Origin of the sequence: Candidatus Nitrososphaera gargensis Ga9.2, assembly GCF_000303155.1 — an archaeon.
Classification (GTDB): domain Archaea; phylum Thermoproteota; class Nitrososphaeria; order Nitrososphaerales; family Nitrososphaeraceae; genus Nitrososphaera; species Nitrososphaera gargensis.
The window spans coordinates 2526378-2545378 of the sequence record NC_018719.1 but is presented as its reverse complement, the minus strand read 5'-3'; the positions used below and the strand labels follow the sequence as shown (position 1 = coordinate 2545378).

The window sequence follows — 19001 nt, the reverse complement described above, 5'->3', positions numbered from 1 at the left end:
GCTGCAGCCTATGGGCATCGTACTTTTCCTTAGTTGGAAACCCCCTACCGCAATTATCGCACAGGTACGAATCTCTGGAAAGATGGCCCAGTCATGACGACCGGTCCTCATGTGGATTATTTACTGCTGGCCGCCATCTAGCTCTACTGTCTTTTCACGGCGGTTGTAGGGCGCGGCTATCCTGCTGCGGGTGTTGATCATTTTTCCGCTTCATTTTCTGCTGGCTCTTTTGATAGCATGTTCAGGCGCTTCTCTTTTGGCATGCCAGAGGTAGGCGAATATCCTATAAAGCAAGAATGAAAAATCTATCAGCTAATTGCTATGGTCATAGGCAAGAGCGACTCAAATCACATCATCCTTTTTCCAAGAAATTTGCAAAACCATAATGTCAGGCGCGAAAAGAATTAGCTTGCTGATAAATACGATAACGGCTGCAAAGACTGGCATGGCTAGTAGTAGCGCCGCTGCACTCCAGAATACAAAAGGCAAAGCTGCATAGACGCTTGCATGAGATGCGCCGAAGCATGCGAGTTCTGCGCCACCTCTGATCTCCGTGAGCAGGATGTCAAGATGATGGCCAGCTGCGCCCAGATCAACCGGGAATGCGCCGCCGTCTGCTGAGCGTCTGCATCGCTAATGTCAATGGACAGCCAGTTTGCAAAGCAATTTTGCAACCTGTGTGCCAACATCTGCGACGCCTGCGCTCAAGAATGCGATAGGCACAACGTTGACCACTGCAAGAGGTGCGCACAAGCATGCCGTAGTTGTGCCGAAGAATGCAGAAGGATGGCTAGATAAGAAGAATACCGAGCCACCTTCTTCTTTTTTGTCGTCTGGCGTTTGTAATTCTATTGAAGAGCAATAAACAGCGGCCCGGAACCCGGAACCATTTGCGCCAAGGTGACTTTCAAATGTGCAAGCTGGGACTGGGAGAGGCCCGGAAGCCGGCAACGTAGGGGAAGATGAAGAAAGCACCTATAACTTCCGGGCCAGCGTGCTTTTGGGGAACCCTTCGAAGGGTTAGGGGAACCTTTCGCTAAACGCCGATATTTGCCTACCGGATTTAATTAATAAAACAGAGGCATGATGACCTATCCATGAATGAACCCCGACCAGTCCTGTTCCTCATGCGGTACAAGTTTGACGCCTTGGGAAGAGGCCTGGTATTTTTGCAAGCAGCATCACTGCGTCATGCGGCGAGTGGCATGACTGCCGCAACGTCGGCGGATAATAATAATATTTTACAATTGTAAAGGCTCTGTTAACTTAGGTAATTCGTATAGCTAGGACTGTCTTAGCTTTTCATTGCCATGTGAGAAGAACCAGAACAGACCCAGCTATAATCAGATATGGTCTATACTTGTGTGTATTTCAATTCTAGGAGTTTCAGGCTATGGCAGCCACAAATCATTGGCACTGTCATCAAAAAGAGAACGAGCCACGTTACGGTATGAAAATGGGTACAGAAATACGCAGATTGTGCAGACAGGTTTCGGACAGACAGACACCTTGTAAGTGCGATATTTGTTGACGAAAAACATTGCTTCAGATAGACGGCATTGACTACTACTGGCTATGGGTTGCATATGAACCAGTACTAGGTACCTACTTGGCCATGCACCTGTCTCGTGACAGAACCATTTTCGTATGCTACCGGTTCTTCAAGCAGCTGCAAAGGAGGTAGGTAGGAAGCCAATATTCACAGATGGTGCTCAATGGTACATAATGACGCATGCAGGTGGCTCCGTCTACGTCATCGTCATCATCATCATGTCTATGGTACAGAACTGAAGAATTTGATGGAGCGGTTTATACAGAATATCAAGGACGACAGGACAGAATGTTTCGACGACCACTTTCCATGCAGAAAAAAGGCAGATTGCAGCAGGCAGCATGTGTGGAACTAGTTCAAGTTGTTCTTTCTATATTTGCACATGGGAGCAGACAGGATGCGGTTCATGTCATTTCTGGCTAGGGATGGTGGTTAAGTTAACGGAGCCTTGTAAACTGCTGTCGCTATATATGCAACGTGTATAGCCAATGCGATGCAAGGACATCATAGCAGCAACATGAAAGAGATGCACCAGCATCAGCATGGTGGCAGCAGCAGTCTGCGGTGGGCGACTGCAAAGCACGCCCTTAGGTGCCTGATAGGATGCAACATCGGCGAAGGAGCTGGAGTCGCAATAGGATTCCTGCTAGGGTGGGACGTGACCTCGACGCTTGTGCTGGCCGTAGGGCTGGCGTTTGCTGTCGGCTATGTGTTTACTCTGATACTGATGCTAAAGACATTGCCTTTGAGGCAGGCAGCAAGGGTGACGGTAGTTGGCGACACTGCAAGCATCTCGGCAATGGAGTTCACTGAGAACCTACTGGCGTTTACCATACCGGGCTTTATGATGGCGTCACTGACCGAGCCAATATTCTGGCTGGGCCTTAGCATAATACTGCCGGCCGGATACGTGGTGTCATATCCTGCTATGTACTGGGCCATGAAACGTGAACAGAGAAAAAGAGCAGGTGCGCAGGCCCCCATCCGCACCACCACTAATTTTTGTTGATAATTGCTATCAATTATTGTTGCTGTGGCCAAGCTGCTGCCTGTCCATGTATGCGCCAAGCTTGCTCTGCATCGCCTTTGTTATCTGCTCATAGATCGCGTACGACCCCACCATAGCCTCAACCTTTTCCTTTTCGGTGGACGCGTTGGTCTCTATCACAATGTAGTCGGAGATTAGCCGCAGGTTGATCTGGAATGAGCCGTCGTCGCTTGACCACTGGAGGGTGTAGCCAGTGCCGCTCTCTATCATGCCAAGCCACCTGAGGTTCTTGAACCATTTGCCTACCAGCTGGCGTATGATTTCGGTAGCTCTCACATTGAGTGGGATGTAGGTCTGCAACAATTGCATGTATTCCCTGCCCTTTGGCCTATGCATATCAAACTTTGAAATCGCAGACTCGCCTGTCCTGCTGAGCCTGTACCCTACCAGCGACTTTTCCACAAGCCCCATTCCTTCGAGCCTATGCAGCGCTCTTGACAGGCTTTGCTGGTGAAGGTTGAGCTTGCGCATCAGGCCCTTGAACGAATAGTTCGATCCCGTTTCGTTCAATACTGCCAGAATCTTGTTGTCGTTGTTGTGAAAATCAGCCGCAGAAAGCGCTTCTTGCTCTTCTTCTTCTTCTTCAACAAGTATCTGCGCCGTCTTGCCGTCACCAGAGATCACTTGCTTTTCTTTTACCACTACAACAGAATCCTCTGCCTTGGCCTCTTCCTTGAGGGCAGAAGATTTTTCGTGAGGGGCATCGCTTTCCACTTTCATGCTATTATCCGCTCTGCGAAATATAAGTTGTAAAGTAACTGTCTAGTGAGTAGGTAAGCAAAATGCTACTAGTACACCTCGATTGATTCTTCCTTGAAGCCCATCTCGACCAACATCGCCTTGACAGTCTCTCGGTGGTCGCCCTGCAAAATTATCTGACCGTCCTTGAACGTGCCGCCAGTGCCGATCTTGGTCTTTAGTTGCCTGGTTACGTCCTTGGCATTCTTGTTCTCCTGCAGGCCGGACACCACGGTCACCGGCTTGCGGAACTTTCTGACGTCCTTTGTAATCACGATGTTTGCTTCTCCTCTCTCAATCTCTTTTATCAGGTCGTCCATCGAATCAAAGTCGGACACTAGAGTTATCATAGCCACCCGCACTCAAAAGTGTTGTTATCGTCATCGTTGTGTAAAAAAATCGTCATGGGCGCTCGTCGACCTGTATGGGGATCTGGAGCTGGCGCCCATAGCGGTTGATGGTCAGCGTTAGCTGGTCGTTTACATGCTTTTTGCGGACGTGCGACGCGATCTGCGACGGGTCCTCTACCCTGTCGCCGTCTATTCCTTCAATGATGTCGCCCCTGCGCAGGCCCGCATCGTCTGCCGGACTGTAGGGCTCCACCTTGGCAATCAGCGCGCCCTCGCTTGCCGGCAGCCCGTAATAGCGGGCAAGCTGCGGAGTCACCCTCATTGATGAGACCCCGATCCACGGCCTTGTGACCTTGCCCCTTTCTATCAGCTCTTTCAGTATCGACTTGGCTGTGTTTATCGGGACTGCAAACCCGATCCCCTGAGCATAAGGCATGTTGGCTGTGTTGATTGCGACCACTTGCCCCTTTGTGTTGACAAGCGGCCCGCCAGAGTTGCCGGGGTTGATCGCGGCGTCTGTCTGTATGAGCTCTAGCACGCCGCTCCTTGCCTGTATACTTCTATTCAACGAGCTGATTATGCCGGCTGTGACTGCTGGCCCGCCAGTCAGCCCAAACGGGTTGCCGATCGCCATCACTATCTGGCCTGCCTTCAGCTCGTCCGAGTTGCCAAGCTCTGCGGCTGGCAGCGGCTGCTCGGCCTCCACCTTTATCACCGCAAGATCAGTCACCTCGTCGCTCCCGACCACCCTGCCTCTCAGCACCCTGCCGTCGGTGAGCGTCACCTTGAGCCTCTCTGCGTCGTCGATCACGTGGTTGTTTGTCAGGATGTAGCCCTTTTCGTCAATGACTACGCCAGAGCCCACGCCCTCGACCGGGAAGACCCTGAACAGCTGGTCCTGCAGCATCCTTACGCTTGCGATGTTGACCACACTCTTGGCCGCCTTTTCTACCGCATTAACAAGCACGTCTTCTGGAACAGGTATCATATGCGCCACTATATTGGAAGGCGGATGGTAAATTGACCAGCTATTGCAGAACCCGGTCACATCTGGTTTTTTGCCGTTTGGACAAAAGTAAATATAATTTGAAACATGGCACAAGGCACGTTGGCAGGAGGCTACACCAAAGTCATTGCTATTGCTGCGGTGGCCGTCTCTGCCGCTCTCCTTGTATCGATATTTGTTGTTGTCCCTTTTTTCACCTTGGTCGGCAGTGCGAATAACGATGCATCGGGCGGCTTGCGCATAGTGACAATCGCCCAACCCTATGCCGACGAGCCCGTCTTCCGGAATGTAAAGGCGTCGGACAGCGGCATGCAAGCCAGCTCGATGCAATGGGTCGTGGACCCGTTTGGCAGGAGCATGAGGACGTTCCATGAGAACAGGATCAACAGCAGCTCTTCTGAGGATGCAAAGCGTGCGTGGATTGGAAGCATTGACGCTCAAGAAAAGTACGTGCTCGTCCGCCTGCCTGAGTGGCTCGGCGGCTCGAAAAACGATCTATCATCCTATAGGGTCTTTAGCGCGTTTGATATAATGAGCCAGTGCAACATACGTTACTGGGATACCAGAATGCTCATTGAGGACCCCTGCCATGGGAATGGCTACAGGCCCTGGGACGGGTTGGTCGTGCAGGGGATAGCAAGCTTTGGCGCATCAGGCTCCAACGCAGGTCTTTTCAGCTCTTCCATCCTTGCCCTGCCACAGATGCGTCTTGGGGTTGACAGCGAGGGGTACATCGTTGCATACAGGCTGGATAATAGCCTGAACGGGGACGGAGTGGTAGGAGAGGGGAGGAGGTTCGCCCCTGAACAGCTTGAGCAGAGCAACAAGAAGATGATTGAAGTGGTCAGCGAATATGCCGGCTTTGAGCTTCCGCTTCCGACAATGGTTTCAGGCGGCCACCACTTGGTCTGGCTGGCTCCAGAAACGATGGGCATCGATCTGTTTCCCGGCCAGTCATTTGAAGGGTACGAAGGCACGTTCAGCGCAGTCTATCAACCAAGGCCACTGCAAGAGGGCTACAGCAGCTATAGAATCACAATCTTTCTGGATGAAAAACTGGTGGTGGATGATGCAAGCCAAGCAAAAGCAACATTTGATAAGTTGTTTGGGACAACAGCTTCGCCAGAATGTGAGCAAGGCTGCAGGTATATAGTCAAAAGCAACGATAACGCAATAGCCCGAGCTGACACCGAGGGTGAAGAAAACGGCACGCTTTATGCAGCGGCCCTTGCATGGGGAAAGTCAGACGGGCGGGATATCATGGTGGCAATTGAGGGAATAAATTCAAGCGCAGAAGAGCTGCTATCGATCGCAGAGAGCCTTGGCATCGCCGCCTACTAGCTACTACGGCCTGTAGTGAGCTGCAAACGTGTCCTGCTCGCTTGATCCAAGATCGCGCACAAACTGGCCGTTTATTAGCCTGCCATAAACGACCAAGTCCCGGGCCATCATCTGTACCCGTTTTGACAGCCTTGAGTTCACTATTTTGTCGCCTGAAAAGTCCTGCGGGCCGTTCACCGAGACGCCATATGGCATGCTCCAGCCGTAGCACTGGCGCACCGCCGTCCTCATCTGGTCCATCACCGTCAGGCCCTTCTCGTGGGACGCGACAATGTAGCCAAAGAGCTTGCCGGCAAACTCCTCATAAAAGTAGTCAAGAAAGTTCTTGAGGGCGCCTGACATCGAGCCGTGATAGTCCGGCGACGCAAGTATGATCGCATCAGCCCAAGCTACCGCCTCGGCCGCCTCTTCCACTTCTTTTGATGCCGGCGCGTTAGGGTCGTACAGCGGTAATTTCGCTTGAAGCAGGCGCACTTCTGCTCCCTGCTTTTTGGCATGTTCTAGCGCAATGTTGAGCGCCTGCGCGCTGTACGAGCCTCTGCGCGTGCTCCCTGCCACCCCTAGGACATTAAAAGTCGTTTTCATATTCTTCTATTACTTTAACGCATGCAAGAGACTAATTGACCGGCTTGTCTGCCACCCAGTCATGTCATCAGTTGTTGTTGACGGCGTACTTTTCCAGCAGGTCGAGCAGTATCAGCTCGGCCGGCCTGCCATCAGCCTGTATCGACAGCCTGTTTTCGTTTTCAACCTTTGTTGCGTCCCTTGTCTCTATTGAATTGTTGTCGTTGAGCTTTACCTTGCCTTCTATTACGAATACATTCGCCTTGCGATCCTTTGCAAGCTTGTGCTCTACTCTGCTTCCCGGAGTTAATGATGAGACATAGATTGCTGCGTCTTGGTGTATGTGGAGCGCCTGCCCGTTCTTTATGTTCTCTGGCACGATCACTGGCAGCAGCCTGTTCAACCTTGCTGCCCTGTCAAACCTGCGCTGCTCCCATGAAGGGTCAAGCCCGCGCTTGTTTGCAAATATACACATCTGCAGCAGCCTCAGCAGCTTTTCCTTTGAGTGGTTGTACTCCGACTGCAGTATGCCAGAGCCGGCAGTCATACTCTGGATCTCGCCGGGCTGGATAATGCCATGATTGCCTTGGTTGTCCCTGTGCTCAAGCTCGCCGTCAATGACATAGGTCACTATCTCCATGTCGCGATGCGGGTGCAGGTCAAAGCCGGTCTCCGGCTGTATGATGTCGTCGTTAAAGACGCGCAGTGGGCCAAAGTTCATCTTGTCCGGGTTCTGGTAATGGGCAAACGAAAAGTGCCAGTAGGTTGAGAGCCAGTCCTCCTCGTTATGGTAATGCTCGCTTGATCTGATTATCTCTATCATATGCCATTCAATACCCTGCAGGATATTTAAGCGTGGTAGCAATTCCTGACCTAGTTAGTTTGTCCCATACACCTAGGTAAGTCGGGGCTGACCTATGATCAACAATTTTCTCGGGCGTCGCCCACAGCGGAGCTGGCGTGGCGCCTTTTATGTCGGCAGTAAGAATGTAACAAACAAGTTTTTCATAGTGCAAATGGCGCCTCCTTAAATCATTTTCGATACTTTTGTTTACATGAACATGCTCGCAGCATCCCTGCTCTTGTTGCCGCTGGCGGCTGCATTTGCGCTGTTATATGGTCCGGCAGTGCAGGCTTCGTTGAACCCCGGCAACGAGCTCATGACTGCAAGCAACTACACGTTCCAGTCAGACACATTTTCGACCGATGGCGCTATAGGCTCGGTCGCTGGCGATCAGGTCGACCCTGTGATCATTACTGGCAGGTGGAGCCTAGATGTGCAAGGTGGCGTCGTCGCCGACTTTTCTGCAAACCTCACGATGGTAAATGCCAGCGGCGCAGGGTATCGCACAGTAGAGCTGTCAAACCTGTCGTCGACTGAAGTTACGATGGATGAAAACGGGACTGCGCTCATAAAAGGCGTGCTTGATGTCATAGTGAACAGCACAGAAAAATTGAGCGACGTCGATGTAGTAATCAAGCTTGCCAAGCTGCGCGCGCTCAATATGACCCTGAGCGAGCCGGATTATTATCTGGACGACGGCCCGATATATGGCACAGCAGACCAGCAACAACAGCAGCAACAGGAAACCACTACGACTGCTGGTTCAGCCGGCTTGATGCCTGAAGGCAGTGGCATATTTGGCAAAATCACCGAAAAGTTCAGGCTGCCGCAGCTGCCAAACCCGTTCAGATAGAGTTAGTCCTGTTTCTCGATGTTCTGGAGCGGGATTGTCACCTTGGGCTCGACCAGCAGCTCTTGCTGCTGCGCCCCTGCCGGCTTTTGCACTTGCGAATCTTTTCCTGCAGAATTAGAATCGGCGCCTATCTGTCTGCTTCTTATCAGAAACTCTCTGAGGATCTTGCTGCGCTCGTCTCCCATCTCGCTCGTCTTCACCTCGAACACGCCATGAATGACAAGCCTGTCATCTTTTTGATACAATCCAACCTCGATCAGGCCGTGGCCGTTGTTGATTATTGCCTGCTTCATGCTTTCCTCAAGCAGCTGGGAGTCGGGGTACGGGCGTGGGATGTACGACACAACCTCGTCGATTATGGTGTCACCGTAGATCATGACAGGGTTGCTGATCAGCATGTAGTTTGGCACCTTGATGAGCCTGCCCGTGCGAACGGATGGCAGACGCTCGCCGTCGCCAACCTCCATCACCGTCGTCCTCAGTATGCCAATTTCCATAATGTCTCCCTTTGTGGTGGCTCCGCCGTTGGTGATCTTGATCCTGTTGCCCACCTTGATGTCTTTGGTCTTTTTGATGACAACGGTTGCAATGAGATCCGCGATGTAATCCTTGAAGACAAATGACATGCCAAGCGAGCTAAAAATACTCAGCAGTGGCAGGATGGTGGCAAGATCCCCTACTTCCATTACTGCTGATGTTCATCCCAGAATCGGGTTAAGGCGCTGACTTGAAAAGTTCTAACAAGGCATGAAAAAGTGTTAAACTAAATCGATAGCCGCTTGGCGCACGAGAGGCACTCTACTATGACCTTTGTTTTGTTGTTCTCTATCACCTTGAATTTCTTGCCGCCGCATTGCGGGCAGACAGGGCACACCCTCAAGCCCTTTCCCATGCCTCTTCTACTACCACCTCTGAGGGTTGCTGTCAGAGCCGGCCAGCACCCTCATCCTCTCTATCCCGTTTACCTGTTCGATCACCCTTGCCACCGCTGGCGGCACGAGGCGCTTCCATTGCCCGCCGGCCAGCATGAGGCGGCGGATGTTGGTGCCGTTGTACTCCTCCTTTTTTGCGAACTTGGGGCTCTTGACAGCGAGCCGGGGGTCTTGAGAAAGCACAAGGTGCTTTACAAAGTCGTTGCCAGAGTAGAGCACGTCAAAGGATGGGACCATCGACCTGAGGTAGGCGATCCACCGGGCGTTGTTCTCGTCATTTGGGACCGGGATCACGTAACACTTGGCAAGGTCGATTCCGGTCTCTTTGAGCGCTTCATGTATCATGAGCACCCTCTCGCCGGCAGTGAAAGGGTCCTTGTCGATAAAGTTGAACTGGGCGCTGCCGATGACTACTACCAGCTCATCGCACTCCTCCAGAATCTGCTTTGCCAAGGCAAGATGGCCGCTGTGGAACGGCTGGAACCTGCCTGCCATCAAGCCCCTGCTGCTGGTGGTGGTCATGGCTTGCCTAGCTTATTCTTCCACTGCTCTATTTCCTTTGCTTCTATCTTGCGGAAGATGGGCTCGACTTTGCCAAGCTCATGCCCCGGCGCAACCGCCCGCAAATCCTTGGCTGATTCCCACGCCTGCTCGTGCACGCTGCCGCCACCCATCTTTAGCTGGCTCCATATTTTTTCGCAAGAGAATGGGATGAATGGCTCTAGCAGGATTGCCAAGCTCCGCACCGCATTCACCGAAACATACAGGGTGGTGTTTGCAGTGTCCTTGTTCGCCCAAGGCGTATTTGCCTGGAAGTACTGGTTCATAAAGCTGCTGTATTTCAGTACTCTCTTGAGCGCCTTGTCGATTTCGTTGCCTGCCAACAGCGACCCTGCCTCGTCAACTGCTGCGGCCAGCTCTTTTCCAAGCGAGTCGTCAATGTTTGCAGGCTCGGGCACCTTGCCACCAAAAGATTTTTGTGTAAATGACAGTGCCCTATTTACAAAATTGCCGACGTTGGCGATGAGCTCGTTGTTTATCCTTTCATAGAACGCGTCAAAATCAAAATTCAGGTCGTCCTGCGAATATGTGACTACAGAAGCAATGTAGAAGCGCAGGTAGTCTGGGTTAAAGGCAGAAGTGAAATCGCGAAGCCCGATGTACCAGTTCCTGCTCTTTGATATCTTTTGGTTCTGCAGCATAAGGTGGCCCCTTGTGGGTATGTAGTCTGGCAGCTTGTATTCAGAGTCGATTCCAAGGCGCATCGCGGGCAAAAAGAGATAGTGATGATAAACGATATCCTTGCCTATGAAATGGTAAATGTCAGATTCGTTCCAGAACTTTTTGCCGTCGCCCCCCTTCTTGTCGCTGATGAATTTTACAAGCGAAGAAATGTAGCAGAGGTGGTTGTCAAACCAGCCATAGAACACCTTGCCCTCTGCTCCCGGTATCGGCACGCCCCATGAGAGGTCGCGGGTGATGTCCCAGTCCTGAAGGCCCTCGTTTATCCAGTTGATGACATAGTTCCTGACTTCGGGTTGCAGGTTCTGATTTGCTGACAGCCATTCTTTCAACTTCTCTCCAAAGCTTGACAGCCTGAAAAAGTAGTGCTTGCTTTCCTTCTTGACCGGCGGCCTGCCGCATATGGCGCACTTGGGCTCCAGTATCTGGTCAGGGACGCGGCCGCACTTTTCGCAAAGGTCAGAGTACTGGTTCTCAGCGCCGCAGTAGGGGCACTTGCCTATCACGTAGCGGTCCGGCAGGAACTTGTCGTCAAAAGTGCAGTAAAACTGGATGACGTTCTGGTCATAGATATGCCCATTTTTCTGCAATTTTTTAAAGACGTACTGGACAAACTCGACATTTTCCTTCGAGCTTGTCTTGTAGAAAAAGTCAAACGAAATGCCAAGCGAGCTAAAATCTTCATAGTCGCGCCTGTTCCACAGCGCGACGTACTCTTCTGGGCTCTTTTTCTCCTTCTCTGCCCTTATCAGTATGGGGGTGCCAAAGTCGTCGGTGGCGCAGATGTGGTACGCCTTTACCCCGTTGAGCCTTGAAAAGCGTGTGAAAATGTCTGCCGGCAGGTAGGTGGAGGCTATGTGCCCGAGGTGTATTTCTCCGTTTGCGTAGGGGAGTGCGCTGGTGACTACCGCGCTCTTGGTGCTATCCGGCATCACAGTTCCAATCCACGCTCTGCATTTTAACCTAACTGGAGGAGGCTTGATAATGTCTCTGCTCTTTTGTCATTTCGTCTATCTTTATTCCCATGGCGCCAAGCGCGTACCTTGCAACCTGCTCGTCTATCTTTTCCGGCACGCTGTGCACTTTTCTTTCCATTTTGTCATGGTTTTTTGCAACATGCAGTATCGATAAAAGCTGATTGGCAAACGACAGCGCCATAACTTCTGGCGGGTGGCCTTCTGCCGCAACCAGATTGACCACACGCCCCTTTGACAGCAGAAACAGCCTCTTGCCGTTCACAATAAAGCGCTCGACATTTGGCCGGACCTGCGTGGGCCGGGCGGTGGCATAGAGCGCGCCAGTATCAATCTCAACGTCAAAGTGACCCGCGTTTGCCAGAACGGCGCCGTCCTTCATTTTCAGGAAATGCTCCTTCCTTATCACCCCTGTCTGGCCGGTGCACGTGATAAAAACGTCGCCTGCAGGCGCAGCATCAGATAGCCTTGATACCGCGAACCCGTCCATCTTTGCTTCGATTGCTCTCACCGGGTCTACCTCGGTCACTGTCACGGTGGCGCCCATGCCTCGTGCCCGGGAGGCCACACCCTTGCCCACCCAGCCGTAGCCGCAAACGACCACATTCTTGCCAGCAAGCAGCATGTCTGTCGCGCGCAGTATGCCATCCAATGTGCTCTGGCCTGTGCCGTGCCTATTATCAAAGAGGTATTTCGTGCGCGCGTTGTTGACCGCTATCACAGGGTAGAGCAGCTTGCCGGCAGCCTGCAGCGCGGCCAGCCTTTTCACACCAGAGGTCGTCTCCTCGGTGCCGCCAACGATGATGTTTCTTGCTTTCTGCTGACAGTGAGCCGCAGCATGCAGGTCGCCGCCGTCGTCGGTCACTATGGCTGGCTTGAACGCAAGGACGCTCTGGATGCACTGCTGGTACTGGGCCTTTGTCTCGCCACGCCACGCATAGACGTGCATTCCCTGCTCGTAGAGAAAGGCGGCAATATCATCCTGAGCTGATAGCGGGTTTGCAGAGCAGATTGCAATCTCTGCGCCCAGGCTCTTTGCGGCCATTGCAAGCACAGACGTCTCCTTTGTAATGTGGAGGCAGATGCCAAGCCGCAGGCCCGCCAACGGCTGCTCGCGTTCATTCTTTGATCTTATTTTTTCAATTATGCCCATCCGGCGCAAAGCCCATTCATGCGACAGCCTGCCCTTGGCTGCAAGCTTTGTGTCTGCTATCTTGCCGGGCATGCTTTCGCAATGTTTGGACCTGTACAAAAAGGCTACTGGTTTTCGTATTCTTGCCTGAATCTGGCTCTTCCCCTTCTCATTATCGCGAAAAGCGCCAGTATCACGGCTATCCACACGGCGGAAAGCATGATGTTGGTAAAGCTGACGTAGAGGTACGGCGTCGCATCCACAAGTTGCTTCTGTATGCCTTCTATTGATGCGTGGATGTCGTACATGCCTGTGTTGTATTCAGTGCTGTACGGCTCTAACGAGGATATCGAGTTTGCGCGGGCCAGTATGGCATCAAGGTTCCTATGTATGAGGCCAAAATCAGTCTTTGCAGTCGGGAACGACCACACGGGGTTGCCAAACTCTGGCAGCTCATTTCTGGCAAGCCTCACAAAGTATGCTATATCTTCTGGAGTCTGGGCCGACTCTGCCCTTGATAGGTAGCCGCCGGCCAAGTCCACAGGGTAGATGGCCACCTGATAGCCGTAAAGGGCCATGCCAACGCCAAAAGCGATGAGGGCGAGAACGCCGGCCATCATGAGCCTGTATGAGGATGCCATGCAGGACGGTATACACCCTTAGCGATATTTAGGTGTGGCGGAAGGATGCTCTTGCTCTAGCAATTGTCCAATAAGCATTTTATAACCAGATTGCTTACAGCAGGCTAGTTGGCATTTGTCAAGGTCGCCCAGAGGGGCGAGATCAAGGAGAACGGCGGCAAGGAGCTCAACATCAACGGCACGAGGGTCGCGCTCTTTTACGCAAACGGCAAGTACTACGCCATCGAGGCGCTCTGCCGTCACCAAGACGGATCGCTAGCGCCGGGCAAGATAGATGGCGAAGTTGTAGAGTGCCCGCTGCATTCGTGGCACTACAACATAAGGACGGGTGAGCTGCTCGACTACCTTGAAGGGGTCAAGCTGACGACCTACAAAGTGGACGTCCGGGGAAACGATATTTACATCGACGTCTAGAGTTCTCTTACTGTACCTTTCCAAGATTCCATGCAGAGAAGAATTTTGGCGTAATTTCAATTGTCCCATATGTCCCGCTCCGGGTATTTTCCATAAGCTCCCTTGCCACCGGGTGCTTAAGCGTTCCTAGGTACTTCAGGTTTATCTTCTCCAAGATAGAGATGTTCTTTTGCGTATCTTCGATAATGGTTGCTCGTGCCCTTCCCTTTACCCCTTCATAGAAGTAATTTTCATCATCGATGGAATAGTAGATCTTGTCAGGGTTTCTACGAATATTCTGAACTTTCCTTGATCTCTTGTCGGCATTAACATACATTTTGCCAGAATCCTTGTCGTAATAAAACATGACAGGAGCGATATTTGGATAACCCTCTTCGTCAAGCGTCGCCAGCTGCAGGTTAAGCCTGCTTTCAAGCAGTCTTGCAACATCAGCTTCAGTGACAGGCTCGGACATGCCGGGCATGGCCTGTATTAGCTTTGTCATGCGTTGATATCGCACACTTTTGATTTAAGCATTGAGAATCCAGACGACTACTCAGTTGTTATTGCATCGGCACATAACTCCTCATACCTGTCGGTCTGGCAAAGGTAAAAAGCCCGGGCAGGCCGCTTTAGCGACATTGAAATTATACAGCACGCTCAGCCGCCAGCTGGAGGAGCTAAAACCACAAGACAACAGCACCGTGAGGATGTACGTCTGCGGCGTAACAGTCTATGATGACTCGCACATCGGCCACGCGCGCACTGTAATAGTGTTTGATACGCTGCGCAGGTACCTGCTGTCAAAAGGCTACAGGGTCGTGTTTGTGCAAAATTTCACAGATGTCGACGACAAGATAATCAACCGCGCAAGGGCAGAGGGCAAAAAGGCGGAGGAAATATCTGAAAAATACATTGATAGCTACTTTCGCGATTTTGGCGGGCTGAACGTCATGCCGGCGGATTATCATCCAAAGGCGACAGAGCACATAAACGAAATGATCCATCTTATTGACGGCCTGATGAAAAAGGGCCACGCCTATCTGACGCTAAACGGCATTTACTTTCGGGTCAAGTCGTTCCCCGGCTACGGCAAGCTGTCAAGAAAGCCGGTGGAAGAGCTCGAGTCCGGCGCCAGAATAGAAGTCGACCCTACAAAGGAAGACCCGCTTGACTTTGCGCTCTGGAAGTTCTCATCAGAGGACCCCAATTGGCCGAGCCCGTGGGGCAAGGGGAGGCCCGGCTGGCACATCGAGTGCTCTGCAATGTCGCTCAAGTACCTCGGCGAGACGTTTGAGATCCACGGCGGCGGCCACGATCTGGTCTTCCCGCACCACGAAAACGAGATCGCCCAGTCAGAGTCGTACACGGGCAAGCAGTTTGCCAAGATATGGATCCACTCTGGCATGGTCACGATAAACTCACAAAAGATGAGCAAGTCGCTTGGCAACATCGTCACCATAGAGCAGGCGCTGAAGAGCTGGGGCATGAACCCTCTCCGGCTCTACTGTCTATCGGTGCATTACGCCAAGCCGCTTGATTACACCGACGAATTGCTGAAAGAGTCCGTGCAGAGGTGGCGTCAGATAGAGACCTGCGCCTTTGAGCTGCGCTCCGCAGCTGCTGGCAGCAGCGGAGGAGGCGAGGTTGACGCGGTGCACAAGATGTGTGACGAATCGATGAAGGCGTTTGAAGCAGCGATGGATGACGACATGAACACATCACTTGCGCTGACGGAATTCCTGAAGCTTGTCACAAGAATGAACCAGTATGCCGCAGCAGAAAAGCTGACAAAAGAGATGGCGGACGCGGCACTGCCAACATTCAACAGGATAATGAATAACATCCTCGGGCTCAAGACAGTCGAGGCCGGAGAAGAGGAAAGAAAAGAGATAGAGAGGCTAGTGGCAGCGCGCAACAGCCTGCGGGCGGAAAAGAAGTTCAAGGAGGCAGACGAGATCAGGAAAAAGCTGCTGGAGCGCTCGGTAGAGCTCTTGGATCACAAAGGCAGGACAGTGTGGGTCAAGCGGGAAAGGCCGGAATAGTGTAGTAGTCAAAATTTTCACCCTTTTGTGCATCTTCCTGCACTCTGGGACTAATGAGGTCGTCTGATGTTACAGAGGTGTAGTATATAATGAAGATAGTTGACGGCAAGCGTATGGGCTCAGTCACGGTCTTCGAGGATACTATCATGCTGGCGGAGGTTGTAGGCGATGTCATACTCAACAGTGGCCATCTTGAGCTCAAGGGCAAGGTTCTGGGCAACCTCTTTGTGCGCAAGGGCACGTGCAGGATGCTGGGCATAATACGGGGCAACCTTGAAAACGAAAAGGGAGACGTCGAGGTCTTTGGCACCGTTCACGGCAAGGTGATAACAAAAAGCGGCTATACCTATGTCAACCCCGGCAGCAAGGTTGGCTCTATAGAGCATGCTGTCCCGGTAAAGAGAGAAGAAAAAGAGAAAGAAGCAGTCAGCACCTAGTGGGTTTTTTCTTGCCTTATCTTATCCAAGTCTTTCTGCAGAGCCTTGATAGTCTTTGGTATCTCTTTTTCTGCGCACTGAAGGCAGACCTGCTGCAGCGAGAGAGGATAGGTGAAATACTTCTCGCCAAGCGCAATGTCGCGCTTGCATGATACGCACTTTTTCATCTTGTACGGGTCGGTGTTCTTGATTATCATCAATCAAACCTCGACCACTTCGCCTTGATCGGGCGCGTGGGCATCATAGCCGTATTTCTCGCGGATCTCCTCGGCAAACTTGATGCACGAAGGCCCGTCGCCGTGCACCGTCAGCACCTTGGGGTTGCCCTTGACGCGGTCTAGAATCTCAAAGAGTTCGCTTCTGCTGTTGTGGCCGGAGAATTCAAAGCGCCTGACATCAGCGTAGCATTTTGTTATCTTGCCGTCAAAGTTGGCGACGCGCTTGTCCAGGAGCATCCTGCCCGGCGTCCCTTCTCCCTGGTACGACACGAGCGCAATGCCGTTCTTTTCGCTCTGCGCTATCTGCTGCGTATAGAAAATTGCAGAGCCGCCCACCAGCATTCCTGCTGGAGAGATTATCGCGCACGGCTCGTTGACCACCTTCTTCCTCCTGCTCCATCCCTGTACCCACTCTGCCTCACCGATGGCGCGCTTGAACATGTCCGGGTCCCTGAGGAAAGCCTGGTGCCGGCTCATTATCTGGTTCGCCTTTAGCGCCATGCCGTCCATCACGACCTTGTGCTTGAAATTGTAGGCTTTAAGAACACAGGCTATCTCCTGCGCGCGCTCTACCGAGAACGACGGGATGAACAGCGTTCCTCCACGCTCTACAATATCGTTGGCGTATTCGATGAGATCCTTTTCAGCCTCCTCGCGTGGCTGTTGTTCAGTCTGCGAGTACGTGCTCTCTATTATCATCATGTCAATTTCGCCAAAGTCAAGATCGGCTGGCCGCAGCAGTTTCGAGCCGCGGGTATTGATGTCGCCGGTGTAGAACACCTTCTTGCCGTCATGCTCTACCACGACCGTCGCGCCGCCGACAACGTGGCCCGATTCGTGGAGCGTCACCTTGGCATCATTCACCATGTACGGCTCCCTGTACTGCAGGTTCTCGGAGCTCTTGAGCATGGTCATGACGTCGATGTATTCAAACGGCAGGTAGAACCCTGATAGCTTGATCATGTCTTCAATCAACAATTCAGACAGCTCAAACGTCGGCAGCGTGCCGAGCGCTGGGATGTCTGACGTGCCTGACAGATAAAGCGACGGCACAAAGCCGGAATGATCGAGATGTGCATGGGTAATGACTACGGCGTCTACCTCTTTTGGCTTGACGTGCATCGGGAATATAGGCTCCCTCTTGAGAAGGACGCCATAGTCCATCAGTATGTTGGTGTGGTCGCAATTTACGAGAAATCCAGAGCGGCCGACCTCTTTGGCCGCCCCTAAAACCTTTACTTTCAACTTGTTTTTACAGTAAAACTTTGGCAACACTTGCTTTAAATCTTGCTAATTTAGCGCAACAACAGATCTGGTTAAATAAATCACTTACCGCTTAGTCCTATGGTGCTGTCCAAGGACCTGGAAGATTCTTCACCGCCGCCAGACGGGCAAAAGTACGCCAACTTTATAGGAGTCAATGGAAAGCTGCAGCCGGTACCAAAAGGCGTGACTGCAAGAGGTCAGTCGTAGAAGAAACGCTCTGGAAAACACAGGTCAAAGCAGGTGCTCTCCAGCTTGATACCACTCTAAAATTAGAGCTGACGAACTTGCAGGCGATACGCGACAACCAGTGGGTAATGCTCAAGGACTGCGACATTATTGTCATAGACAAGACTACACAGGATGGCACAACAGTTGGGGACATCAAGTTCATCAAGCAGGGTACCTGTTATCACTTTCACCAAAGTCCCCGATCCCGATCGCATTGCAGCTATGGCGATAGCTGCCAAGGAACACGTGCTTGCACTCATCAGAGGGAGAAGCAGAGATCAAGGAAGAGGCGATTGCGCGCATAAAGGTTCGAATCAATGACATCACGTGCTTGCGCTGTACAAAGAAAAATCCTCTTGGGAGTAAGTTCTGCCGCCACTGCGGAAACAAGCTCTAGCCAAATTGCACCTGCCACATCAGCTCCGGCGCAGCCGGGTTTTCCAGCTTTTGCAAATAGCCGTAACCGCACTCATCAAGCACGCTTTCAAACTCATAGCAATCAGCCGGCTGCTGCTCTTTTTCAAGCTGTTTTTTGAGCGCCTTTTTGACAATGCCGGCCTTGTGCGGCCTGCTGTAGATGTACCAGAAGTTGTGAGCGCCCCGCATCTTGGCAAGCTCTATGCGCTTGCTGTCCGGCATCTTTGTGTAGTAGCGGTTCATGATCTCGGTATTCACGTCCTCCCACGAAGGCGTCCTCCACCAAGCGACCCTTTGGAAGCCGTGGCCATCAAACTCGGCCGCTAGGCTGATGCCTTGGTCAAGCGTCGTTATGATGACGTCGGTATTGCGTGCGACAGGGTCACGAAAGTCCTGCCCCGGCTCCATCCAGCCTACAAAAACAAGGTCATATTTCCTATCTATCCAGTGCGCGTCTGCTATCCTGATGTATTCTGGCTTTTCAATGCCAAGGCCGTAAAAGATCCCGCCTTCCTTTTCCATCCCCTCGGCATCTGGCAGGAACTCCCTCACATGCTTCAAAAAGTCGCCGTAGCCGCAGCCGACGTCAAGGTAGCTAGGATTGTTGGAGATCGCCCGGGTGATTGCGACGACGCGCAGCACGTCGACCTTGCGGTAGGCAAAATAGGAACCAGCAAAGAATGGAAAGATGTAGCGCTCATGGTACGGCGACACGGCAGCTGACTTGAACTGCGCCAGTGCCTGCCTTGCCTTGCGCAGGTCCTCGACGTTGAACGGCAT

23 protein-coding genes and 1 pseudogene are annotated in these 19001 nt (G+C 52.1%); 9 read left to right on the top strand and 15 right to left on the bottom strand.

Annotation, left to right across the window (positions count from 1 at the left end; translation table 11 throughout):
* Window positions 1–507: 507 nt before the first annotated feature.
* A pseudogene (locus NGAR_RS19475) lies at window positions 508–798 on the top strand (four-helix bundle copper-binding protein).
* Between the two features lie 1247 nt (window positions 799–2045).
* Entirely contained in the window at window positions 2046–2561 is a 516-nt protein-coding gene (locus NGAR_RS15225; protein WP_015020688.1) for a DUF4396 domain-containing protein, read from the top strand.
* 9 nt (window positions 2562–2570) lie between these two features.
* On the opposite strand, the gene NGAR_RS15220 is transcribed toward NGAR_RS15225, so the two are convergent.
* From NGAR_RS15220 to NGAR_RS15210, 3 genes are all read right to left on the bottom strand, one after another.
* On the bottom strand, window positions 2571–3314 hold the full coding sequence (locus NGAR_RS15220) for a MarR family transcriptional regulator (RefSeq protein WP_148681586.1): 744 nt from the start codon (window positions 3312–3314) through the stop codon (window positions 2571–2573).
* Between the two features lie 74 nt (window positions 3315–3388).
* Window positions 3389–3676 (bottom strand): SUI1 family translation initiation factor, encoded by a 288-nt coding sequence (locus NGAR_RS15215; protein WP_015020686.1) that lies wholly within the window; start codon window positions 3674–3676, stop codon window positions 3389–3391.
* Between the two features lie 64 nt (window positions 3677–3740).
* Window positions 3741–4676: a S1C family serine protease gene (locus NGAR_RS15210; RefSeq protein WP_015020685.1), complete on the bottom strand. Its 936-nt coding sequence runs from the start codon at window positions 4674–4676 to the stop codon at window positions 3741–3743.
* A gap of 105 nt (window positions 4677–4781) precedes the next feature.
* Here NGAR_RS15210 and NGAR_RS15205 point away from each other — a divergent pair, with 105 nt between their 5' ends.
* Window positions 4782–6035, top strand: a complete 1254-nt coding sequence (locus tag NGAR_RS15205) for a hypothetical protein (RefSeq protein WP_148681584.1) — start codon at window positions 4782–4784, stop codon at window positions 6033–6035.
* 3 nt (window positions 6036–6038) lie between these two features.
* Here NGAR_RS15205 and NGAR_RS15200 read toward each other — a convergent pair whose 3' ends face one another.
* Window positions 6039–6620: an NADPH-dependent FMN reductase gene (locus NGAR_RS15200; RefSeq protein ID WP_015020683.1), complete on the bottom strand. Its 582-nt coding sequence runs from the start codon at window positions 6618–6620 to the stop codon at window positions 6039–6041.
* A gap of 67 nt (window positions 6621–6687) precedes the next feature.
* Window positions 6688–7422, bottom strand: coding sequence for a pirin family protein (locus NGAR_RS15195; RefSeq protein ID WP_015020682.1), 735 nt, complete (start codon window positions 7420–7422; stop codon window positions 6688–6690).
* 232 nt (window positions 7423–7654) lie between these two features.
* On the opposite strand from NGAR_RS15195, the gene NGAR_RS15190 reads away from it, so the two are divergent.
* Window positions 7655–8296 (top strand): hypothetical protein, encoded by a 642-nt coding sequence (locus NGAR_RS15190; RefSeq protein WP_015020681.1) that lies wholly within the window; start codon window positions 7655–7657, stop codon window positions 8294–8296.
* Between the two features lie 2 nt (window positions 8297–8298).
* Here the strand turns inward: NGAR_RS15190 and NGAR_RS15185 are convergent, their stop codons facing one another.
* The 6 genes from NGAR_RS15185 to NGAR_RS15165 form a co-directional block, all read right to left on the bottom strand.
* Complete coding sequence (locus tag NGAR_RS15185; protein ID WP_015020680.1) at window positions 8299–8982, bottom strand: mechanosensitive ion channel family protein; 684 nt, start codon at window positions 8980–8982, stop codon at window positions 8299–8301.
* A gap of 77 nt (window positions 8983–9059) precedes the next feature.
* Window positions 9060–9188, bottom strand: coding sequence for a hypothetical protein (locus NGAR_RS19005; RefSeq protein ID WP_266190317.1), 129 nt, complete (start codon window positions 9186–9188; stop codon window positions 9060–9062).
* A 10-nt stretch (window positions 9189–9198) separates the two neighbouring features.
* Window positions 9199–9750 carry a nicotinamide-nucleotide adenylyltransferase gene (locus NGAR_RS15180; protein ID WP_015020679.1) on the bottom strand — a complete coding sequence of 184 codons (552 nt, stop codon included), beginning with the start codon at window positions 9748–9750 and terminating at the stop codon, window positions 9199–9201.
* A complete protein-coding gene (metG, locus tag NGAR_RS15175; RefSeq protein WP_015020678.1) occupies window positions 9747–11402 on the bottom strand; it encodes a methionine--tRNA ligase in 1656 nt (551 codons plus the stop codon). The genes NGAR_RS15180 and metG overlap by 4 nt, the downstream gene beginning before the upstream one ends.
* Before the next feature lie 31 nt (window positions 11403–11433).
* On the bottom strand, window positions 11434–12669 hold the full coding sequence (locus NGAR_RS15170) for an adenosylhomocysteinase (protein ID WP_148681583.1): 1236 nt from the start codon (window positions 12667–12669) through the stop codon (window positions 11434–11436).
* Between the two features lie 32 nt (window positions 12670–12701).
* Window positions 12702–13217 carry a hypothetical protein gene (locus NGAR_RS15165; protein WP_148681582.1) on the bottom strand — a complete coding sequence of 172 codons (516 nt, stop codon included), beginning with the start codon at window positions 13215–13217 and terminating at the stop codon, window positions 12702–12704.
* Window positions 13218–13325: 108 nt separating this feature from the next.
* Between NGAR_RS15165 and NGAR_RS15160 the strand changes: the two genes are divergently transcribed.
* The gene (locus NGAR_RS15160; RefSeq protein ID WP_015020675.1) at window positions 13326–13631 is read left to right on the top strand and encodes a Rieske (2Fe-2S) protein; all 306 of its coding nucleotides are present in this window, start codon (window positions 13326–13328) and stop codon (window positions 13629–13631) included.
* Window positions 13632–13638: 7 nt separating this feature from the next.
* On the opposite strand, the gene NGAR_RS15155 is transcribed toward NGAR_RS15160, so the two are convergent.
* The gene (locus NGAR_RS15155) at window positions 13639–14115 is read right to left on the bottom strand and encodes a pyridoxamine 5'-phosphate oxidase family protein (protein WP_015020674.1); all 477 of its coding nucleotides are present in this window, start codon (window positions 14113–14115) and stop codon (window positions 13639–13641) included.
* Window positions 14116–14251: 136 nt separating this feature from the next.
* Here NGAR_RS15155 and cysS point away from each other — a divergent pair, with 136 nt between their 5' ends.
* Both cysS and NGAR_RS15145 read left to right on the top strand, forming a co-directional pair.
* Window positions 14252–15655, top strand: a complete 1404-nt coding sequence (cysS, locus tag NGAR_RS15150; RefSeq protein WP_148681581.1) for a cysteine--tRNA ligase — start codon at window positions 14252–14254, stop codon at window positions 15653–15655.
* 89 nt (window positions 15656–15744) lie between these two features.
* Window positions 15745–16092, top strand: coding sequence for a hypothetical protein (locus NGAR_RS15145; RefSeq protein WP_015020672.1), 348 nt, complete (start codon window positions 15745–15747; stop codon window positions 16090–16092).
* Here the strand turns inward: NGAR_RS15145 and NGAR_RS17980 are convergent.
* Window positions 16089–16292, bottom strand: a complete 204-nt coding sequence (locus NGAR_RS17980) for a hypothetical protein (protein ID WP_015020671.1) — start codon at window positions 16290–16292, stop codon at window positions 16089–16091. The genes NGAR_RS15145 and NGAR_RS17980 overlap by 4 nt on opposite strands.
* A complete protein-coding gene (locus NGAR_RS15135; RefSeq protein WP_148681580.1) occupies window positions 16293–17555 on the bottom strand; it encodes an MBL fold metallo-hydrolase in 1263 nt (420 codons plus the stop codon).
* 99 nt (window positions 17556–17654) lie between these two features.
* Between NGAR_RS15135 and NGAR_RS19000 the strand changes: the two genes are divergently transcribed.
* On the top strand, window positions 17655–17783 hold the full coding sequence (locus NGAR_RS19000; RefSeq protein WP_266190315.1) for a hypothetical protein: 129 nt from the start codon (window positions 17655–17657) through the stop codon (window positions 17781–17783).
* Between the two features lie 271 nt (window positions 17784–18054).
* Window positions 18055–18201 (top strand): zinc-ribbon domain-containing protein, encoded by a 147-nt coding sequence (locus NGAR_RS17975; RefSeq protein ID WP_187147553.1) that lies wholly within the window; start codon window positions 18055–18057, stop codon window positions 18199–18201.
* On the opposite strand, the gene NGAR_RS15130 is transcribed toward NGAR_RS17975, so the two are convergent.
* Window positions 18198–19001 (bottom strand): hypothetical protein, encoded by an 804-nt coding sequence (locus NGAR_RS15130; protein WP_015020669.1) that lies wholly within the window; start codon window positions 18999–19001, stop codon window positions 18198–18200. The two genes, NGAR_RS17975 and NGAR_RS15130, sit on opposite strands and share 4 nt — an antisense overlap.